Source organism: Polaromonas sp. P1_F2 (assembly GCF_056405735.1).
In genome coordinates, this window is the sequence record NZ_JBFUBN010000026.1 from 1 (window position 1) to 7,827 (window position 7,827).

The 7,827-nt window shown below is 69.5% G+C and carries 5 protein-coding genes; all 5 read right to left on the bottom strand.

Annotated elements, in window-relative coordinates; all coding sequences use genetic code 11:
• Positions 1-249: 249 nt before the first annotated feature.
• The 5 genes from AC1D0O_RS24980 to flhB are packed head-to-tail and all read right to left on the bottom strand — an operon-like array spanning position 250 to position 7,528.
• Complete coding sequence (locus AC1D0O_RS24980; RefSeq protein ID WP_477656179.1) at positions 250-1,083, bottom strand: RNA polymerase sigma factor FliA; 834 nt, start codon at positions 1,081-1,083, stop codon at positions 250-252.
• A 41-nt stretch (positions 1,084-1,124) separates the two neighbouring features.
• On the bottom strand, positions 1,125-1,838 hold the full coding sequence (locus AC1D0O_RS24985) for a MinD/ParA family ATP-binding protein (RefSeq protein WP_477656176.1): 714 nt from the start codon (positions 1,836-1,838) through the stop codon (positions 1,125-1,127).
• A gap of 10 nt (positions 1,839-1,848) precedes the next feature.
• Positions 1,849-4,269: a flagellar biosynthesis protein FlhF gene (gene flhF, locus AC1D0O_RS24990; protein WP_477656177.1), complete on the bottom strand. Its 2,421-nt coding sequence runs from the start codon at positions 4,267-4,269 to the stop codon at positions 1,849-1,851.
• The gene (gene flhA / locus AC1D0O_RS24995; protein WP_477656180.1) at positions 4,266-6,332 is read right to left on the bottom strand and encodes a flagellar biosynthesis protein FlhA; all 2,067 of its coding nucleotides are present in this window, start codon (positions 6,330-6,332) and stop codon (positions 4,266-4,268) included. The genes flhF and flhA overlap by 4 nt, the downstream gene beginning before the upstream one ends.
• A 17-nt stretch (positions 6,333-6,349) precedes the next feature.
• Complete coding sequence (gene flhB, locus AC1D0O_RS25000; protein WP_477656178.1) at positions 6,350-7,528, bottom strand: flagellar biosynthesis protein FlhB; 1,179 nt, start codon at positions 7,526-7,528, stop codon at positions 6,350-6,352.
• Positions 7,529-7,827: the final 299 nt, after the last annotated feature.

The window sequence follows — 7,827 nt, forward strand, 5'->3', positions numbered from 1 at the left end:
CCCGATTGCCCCGTCCTGGCTGGGCCGAGGAGCGCAGAGACAAGCGGATCAGGGCTGGCGTTGTTTGAGCCGAAGGCGAGTTTAGCCAGACCCCGCTTGGCTCGAGCACCGCAGGTTGCCCCGTAGCGCAGCGTAGGGGACCCAGACTGCGGGTCGCCTTTTCTTTGGTGACTTTCTTTTGGCGAAGCAAAAGAAAGTTACTTGCTGCCGGCAACCCCGGCCAGCAACCCTATGCAGAGGACAGCCGCCTCATGACATAGCCTTAGCCACCCGGGGGCGGGCAGCCGCAGGCACCGCAGCCGGCTTGCGCGCCGACGCACGCGGCGCCTCCTTCTCCAGCCCCAGCAACGCGGCCAGGCTGGCGCGCAGCCTGCTGATGGCCTGACTGTGCAGCTGGCAAACGCGCGACTGGGTCACCTCCAGCACCGCGCCGATTTCACGCAGATTCAGCTCTTCGTCGTAATACAGGCTCAGCAGCAGCTGCTCGCGCTCGGGCAGCTCGCCTATGGCCGCCACCAGCTGGCGCCGGAAGTCGCCTTGCAGCAGCTGCGTCAGCGGTTCGTCGGCCAGCACGCGGTCGCCGTGGTCCTGGCGGTCCAGGAAATTGTTCTCGCGCTTCTCGCCGTCGCCGCGGTCGAAGTCCTCGTAGTAGACGAGCTGGCAGCCGTGGATCTCATTGAGCAGCTGCTGGTAGGCCTCCAGCGGCAGTTCCAGTTCCTGGGCGATCTCGCGTTCATTGGGCGCGCGGCCCAGCTTCTGCTCCTGCGCGCGCACCGCCATGGAGACGCCGCGCGAGGACTTGCGCAGGCCGCGCGACACCCAGTCGTTGGCGCGCAGTTCGTCGAGCATGGCGCCGCGTATGCGCTGGCTCGCGTAGGTCTCGAACTTCGCGCCCTGGTCGTCCTGGTATTTTTCGGCCGCGTCCAGCAGGCCCATCATGCCGACCTGGATCAGGTCGTCCAGCTCCACGCTGGCCGGCAGCCTGGCGATCAGCTGCAGCGCCAGCCTGCGCACCAGCGGCGCGTGCTGGGCCAGCAGCTCCGACGGGGCGGACTGGGCCAGCTTTCCCTGGGGGGTGTACATGGACATCGAGGATTCCTCCTGCTTCTTGAAGGGTCGGGAATTCAGGCGGCGGCCGGGGACGCCGCCGGAGACAATTCCTGGCGGGCGGGCACTTCGCCGGGCGCGCCCGGCAGCACGGGCCTTGAAGGGTTTGCGGGCACCGCCGGCCAGCGCAGCACATCGGCCGCCAGCCGGTCCACGTCCAGCGCGGCCGGGCTGCCCGGGAAGGCCTCGACCACACTCATGTTGAGCCAGCGCGCCTGCGCCAGTTGCACGTCCTCGCGTATGCAGCCGGCCGGCTCCAGCGCCAGCGCGAGGTAGCTCTTCGCGACGCTGGCCAGGTTGGCCAGGATGCGGTTGGCATCGTTCGCGCCCGCCGCGTGGTTGACCAGCACGCGCATGCGCCGCAGCGAATGCGCCTGCTGCAGCCGCTTGATGCAGGCATAGGCGGCGGTGATGGCCTCGACCTGCGGCCGCAGCACCACCACCAGTTCGTCGGCCTGGGCGGCCAGCGGCGAGAGCAGGCCCTCGCCGTCCAGCCGCGCATCGACCAGCACCAACCGGCCCTGCAGGCGCGCATAGGCGGCCGGCACACCGCCGCGCTCGTCGATCACCTGCACGTCCTGGCCCAGCCGGGCCAGCGCCGCCGCGAGGTTCATGGTGACGCTGCTCACGCCCACGCCGGGCGCTGCGCCGACAAAGGCCAGCAGCCGCCCCGGGCTGTTCGCCATCAGGCGCCTGAGCCCGTCGGCCTGGTCGCTCACCGGTTTTTTCACAGCCTTGTCCTCAGCCTCGCGCCGCGGGCAGGGGCGCGGGCGAAGGCGCGACGCCTTCAGTCTCCAGCGCGTCGAGCAGCACCAGCAGCTTGCCCAGGCCTTCAAACAGCACGGCCGCCGGCACCGGACGGCCCGGGCGCACCGCGCGACCGGCCAGTTGCGCCAGCGCGCGCCGCGCCGTCTCGGCCCAGCCGTCCTGCAGGCCTTGCAGCAGGAACACCGTGGTGCAGGCCTGGCCGGCGATCAGCCGGCGCGCCGGCACGGCGGCCGCGTCCATCTGGCCGATGCCCTGGCCCAGCAGCTTGAAATAAGGTTCGGCGGCGCTGCGCCAGCTGGGCCACTGCGCCATGCGCCGCGCCGGGGCGCGCACGCCTTCGCCGGCCAGCACATAGCTGTGCGCCAGCAGCTTGCCGCTCACGGCATCGACCATGCGCCTGACCACGCAGCGCAGCACCGGCAGGGGCGGCTGCGTGCCCGGCGCCATGTCGTCCAGCTCGGGCCGCAGGCTGATGCGCGCCTCCGCCACCGACATGAAGGCCGCCTTCTTGCGGTAGACCACCGGCAGTGCCGTGCCGAAGGCCAGGCCCGCGGCCAGCCTGGCCAGCGTGCCGCGCGCGCCGGTGTCCGCATCGACGATGCGCAGCGCCGAACTGCCGGCCGCCGCCCAGGCGCGCCCTTCGTGCTGCCACTGCCGGATCAGCCGGGCTTCGGGCACGCGCGCGAACAGGTGAACCACGGTTTTGTCGAGCGCGGGCTGCAGGGCCCAGCCGGCCGGCTGTTCCGTGCCCGCCGGGCCTTGCAGCGGCGCCGCAAAAACCTGGCCCGTGCGGTCCGACAGCAGCAGCGTGCTGGCCAGTGATTGCGGCCCTTCGTCATCTTTTCCTTCTTGCACCGGCAGGTGCGCTTCGCCCCCCACGGCCAGCACATAGTCGCCGCACAGCGCGGCGGCGGCGTCAATCGCCTGGAAGCTCAGCGCACGCGACACGCGTTGCTCCTCCCGCTCCTGCTGCTCCGGTGTTTCTCCGTCCGCGCCCGCGGGGGCAGCAAGCTGCCGCCACAGCGCGCGGGTTTCCTCAAAACCGATTCCGCCCTGCGACAACGCGGCTGCATTGGCGGCAAGCTCCTGCGCGTTGTGCGTGAGGGCCTGGATCAGCTGCCGGCATTGCGCGCGCAGGCGCTCGCTGGCGGCTTCGGCCTTCGCCGCTTCCGCCGCTGCGCGCTCCGCATCGCCGTCGGCCTCGGGTTTTTCTTCAAGGTCGGACTCGCCGGGCACAAACAGCGCACTGCGGCTGCCGGCCTGGAACACGCTGTCGACCAGGGCCTTGCCGTCGGCCGGCACCAGGTGCTCGGGAACCTTCTGGCCGCTGGAGATGTAGTGCACCGGCAGCTGGTGGCGTATCGCCATGTCGATCAGCGCGCCGGGATGCGTGGCCTCGTCGACCTTGGTGAAGATGCAGCCCGCCAGGTCCCAGCCGCCGCCTTCAGCGCCGGCCTTCTCGCCGTGGCGGTAGGCCTGCACGACTTCGTTGAGGGTGTCGCCGTGGCTGGAGGCATTGAGCAGCAGCAGGCGCTTGACGGAGCGGTTGGCCCCGCAGAGCATCGCGATCTGCCCGGCGACGGCGCGGTCGCGCTGGCTCATGCCCACCGTGTCTATCAGCACCATGTGTTTGTCGCGCAGGCCGGCCAGCACGCGGTCCAGGTCGGCCGCGTCCTTCACCGCGTACACCGCCACGCCCAGGATCTGGCCGTAGATGCGCAGCTGCTCGTACGCGCCTATGCGGTAGCTGTCGGTGGTGACCAGGGCCAGCTTGTCGGCGCCGAAGCGCATCACGCAGCGCGCCGCGAGCTTGGCGGTGGTGGTGGTCTTGCCCACCCCGGTCGGCCCCATCAGGGCGTACACGCCGCCCTCGTCGAGCAGCGCGCCCTCGTCTTCGAGCAGCGGCATGCGGCGCGCGAGCTCAGCCTTCGCATAGTCCATGCCGAGCGCGTGGCTCTGGCCCGTGGGCAGGTCCTGCAGGATGTCTTTTGCCAGGCGCGCGCTGAAGCCCGCGCCCAGCAAGGTGCGCAGCAAATGGCCGCGCACCGGGTCGCGCCGCTGCTTGTCGTTCCAGGCCATGCCGGCCAGCTGTTCCTCGATCATGCCGCGCATGGAATGGATCTCGCGCAGCACGGCCTCGCTTTCGGCTGCGGCCGGAGGGCTGGCGGGCCGGGAGGGAGCGGCTACAGCGGTGGGCACGGCAGGGACAGCGGCGGGCACGGCGGCAAAGCCTTCCAGCGCCGCGACAACTTCCACGCCCTCGGCCGTCACGCGGTTCGACAGCACCACGGCATCGGGGCCCAGGCGTTCGCGCACCAGGCGCAGCGCCTCGCGGCTGGAGGGCGCGACGACCTGGCAGGTGGTTGCGGCGTCGGCGGAATTCGGGGTGTTCACAGGGCGGCTCCAATCGTGGCGGTCACTTTGATGGTGCGGGTGTCGGGTATCTCAGCGTGCGACAGCACCTTGAGCTGCGGCAGGCTGCGGCGCAGGAAGCGCGCCAGCAGCACGCGCAGCGGGTGCTGCACCACCAGCACCGGCGCCAGGCCCAGGCCGGCTTGCCGGTCCATGGCCTGCTGCGCTTCGCGCAGCAGCCTGTCGGCCAGGCCCGGCTCCAGGCCGGCGCTGTTGCTCAGGGCTTGCAGCAGCACGCGGTCGAGTGAACTGTCCAGGCCTATGACCTGCAGCTCCTCCTCGCCCGGGAAAATATGCTGGACGATGGCGCGCGACAGCGCCAGCCGTATCAGCGAGGTCAGCTCGGTGGTGTCGCTCACGGTCGGTGCGTTCTCGGCCAGCACGTCGAGGATGGTGCGCATGTCGCGTATCGGCACGCTCTCGTCGAGCAGGTTCTGCAGCACTTTCTGCAGCGTCGTGAGCGACAGGGTCTTGGGCACCAGGTCCTGCACCAGCATGGGCGATTCCTTGGCGATGCGGTCCAGCAGCTGCTGCACTTCCTGCCGGCCCAGCAGCTCGGCGGCGTGCGCGTGGATCAGGTGGTTCAAATGCGTGGCCACCACGGTGCTGGCGTCGACCACGGTGTAGCCGTAAATCTGCGCCTGCTCGCGCAGCCCGCTGTCTATCCAGACGGCAGGCAGGCCGAAGGCCGGGTCGCGCGTCTGCGTGCCCGGCAGGCTGGCGCTGACCTGGCCCGGGTTGATGGCCATCCACTGGCCCGGGAAGGCTTCGCCCTGGCCGATCTGCACGCCCTTGAGCTTGAGCACATAGGCATTCGGCTTGATCTCCAGGTTGTCGCGGATGTGGACCACCGGCACCAGGAAGCCGATGTCCTGCGCGAACTTCTTGCGTATGCTTTTGATGCGGCCCAGCAGCTCGCCGTTCTGGCTTTTGTCGACCAGCGAGATCAGCCGGTAGCCGACTTCCAGCCCCAGCGGGTCGACCAGCGCCACGTCGTCCCAGCTGGCCTCCTGCGATTCGGCGGGAGCCGGCGGCGGCGGCGCTTCGGCCGCGGCCGCACCGCTCGTAGCGGCGCGCCGCATGATGCGCCGCCCCAGCCAGACCAGGCCGCCGGCGATGATCAAAAACGCCAGGTTGGGCATGCCCGGGATCAGGCCCATCAGGCCGATCACGCCAGCCGTCAGGAACAGCACCTGCGGATTCGCGAACAGCTGGCCCGTGAGCTGGCCGCCCACGTCCTCGTCGGTGGTGACGCGCGAGACGATGACACCGGCCGCCGTCGAGATCACCAGCGCCGGGATCTGCGCGACCAGGCCGTCGCCGATGGCCAGCAGCGTGTAGGTCGTCGCCGCCTGCGAAAAATCCAGCCCGTGCTGGGCCATGCCGACGATCAGCCCGCCGATGATGTTGATCACCAGGATCAGCAGGCCGGCCACGGCGTCGCCGCGCACGAACTTGCTGGCGCCGTCCATGGAGCCGTAGAAGTCGGCCTCCTGCGCGACTTCGGCGCGGCGCTTGCGCGCCACGTCCTCGCCGATCAGGCCGGCGTTGAGGTCGGCGTCGATGGCCATCTGCTTGCCCGGCATCGCGTCCAGCGTGAAGCGCGCGCCCACCTCGGCGATGCGGCCCGCGCCCTTGGTGATGACCATGAAGTTGATCACCACCAGGATGATGAAGACCATCACGCCGACCGCGAAGTTGCCGCCGACCAGGAAGTGGCCGAAGGCCTCGATGACCTTGCCCGCGGCGTCCGGCCCGGTGTGGCCTTCCATCAGCACCACGCGCGTGGAGGCCACGTTCAGCGACAGGCGCAGCAGGGTGGTGAACAGCAGCACGGCCGGGAAGGCCGCGAAGTCCAGCGCCTTCATGGTGTACATGCTGACCAGCAGCACCATGATGGACAGCGCGATGTTGAAGGTGAACAGCAGGTCCAGCAAAAACGGCGGCAGCGGCAGCACCATCATGCTGAGGATCAGGATGATCAGCACCGGGCCGGCCAGGCCCTTGCCCTTGCCGCCGGCCATCATCTGGCGCGGCAACCGCATCAGGTCGTCGACCAGCGTCATGCGGCGCTCCCCAGCAGCGATGGCGAGGAATGCGCGGCGGGCGCGGCTTGGGGATCCAGCGACTCAGGCACCGGCAGGTCACGCGGCGCGCGCGGCGGCGTGGCGCCGCCCTCGGCCGCGCGCTGCAGCTGGTAGGCCCAGGCCAGCACCTCGGCCACGGCCGAATACAGCGCCGCCGGGATTTCATCGCCGAGCTTGGTGTGGCGGTACAGCGCGCGCGTCAGCGGCGGCGCTTCCAGCACCGGGATCTTGTGCTCTTCGGCCATGGCGCGTATGCGCAGGGCCACCAGGTCGGTGCCCTTGGCAATCACGCGCGGCGCGCGCATGTCCTTGTCGACGTACTTCAGGGCGACGGCGAAGTGCGTGGGGTTGGTGACGATGATGTCGGCCTTGGGCACCTCGGCCATCATGCGGCGCTTGGCCATCTGTTGCTGCTGCCGGCGTATCTGCGCCTTGATGTGCGGGTCGCCTTCGCTTTCCTTGTTCTCCTGGCGCAGGTCCTCGCGCGACATGCGCAGCTTGCGCGCGTGGCTCCAGAGCTGGTAGGGCACGTCGATGCCGGCCACCAGCAGCAGCGAGGCGATGATCAGCGCGCAGCTCACCGCCACCAGGTGCAGGGTGTGCGGCAGCGCGGCATGCGCGGGCTCGCGCATCAGGCCCATGATGGCGCCCAGGTCGTCGGCGATGACCCACCAGGCGACGCCGCCCACCAGCAGCGACTTGAGCAATGTCTTGGCGAGTTCGGCCAGCGACTCGACCGAGAACATGCGGCCTATGCCGGCGATGGGATTGAGCTTGGAGAAATTCGGCGCCAGCGACTGCGCCGACAGCAGCCAGCCGCCCAGCAGCATGGGCGCCACCAGCGCGGCCACCAGCATCATCAGCAGCACCGGCAGCAGCGCCTGCGCGGCATGCAGCAGCGCGCCGCCGGCCTGGTTCATCATGTGCGCCGGGTCAAAGGCCGAGGCGCGCTCGAACTGCAGGCCGTTGCGTAAAGCGCTGTTGAAATGCCCGCCCATCATCTCGCCCAGCATCCACAGGCCGCCCACGCCCGTGGTGAGCATGACAAAGGTGACAAGCTCCCGCGACCGCGCGACCTGGCCTTCTTCGCGCGCCTTTTCCAGGCGCCGGGGCGAGGCCGGTTCGGTTTTTTCGAGATCACTTTCTTCCGCCATCCATACTCCGCAGCGCCGGGCGCAAGGGGCGCCCCGTCTTGAGAATTATTGGAGGGGAGGCTGGAAATCGATCAGGGAAACAGGCCATGTATCAGCCTGTTCTTTGGGCAATAAGGAGGGCCTGATGCTTACTCCTTCCCCCTCTGGGGGAAGGTKGGGATGGGGGCCAGCGGCGCTTGATGTTTCGTCGCGCATATTCGAAGGCCKGCTGGCCCCCACCCCTGCCCTCCCCCAGCGGGGGAGGGAGCAAGATGGCGCTGGCGGATTTGCTCCTTCCCCCKCTGGGGGAAGGTTGGGAT

Excerpts from the sequence above, each read along its gene's own strand:
- flhA (WP_477656180.1), bottom strand. The coding sequence starts at position 6,332 with ATGCGGTTGCCGCGCCAGATGATGGCCGGCGGCAAGGGCAAGGGCCTG.
- flhB (WP_477656178.1), bottom strand. The coding sequence starts at position 7,528 with ATGGCGGAAGAAAGTGATCTCGAAAAAACCGAACCGGCCTCGCCCCGG.
- AC1D0O_RS24980 (WP_477656179.1), bottom strand. The coding sequence starts at position 1,083 with ATGTACACCCCCCAGGGAAAGCTGGCCCAGTCCGCCCCGTCGGAGCTG.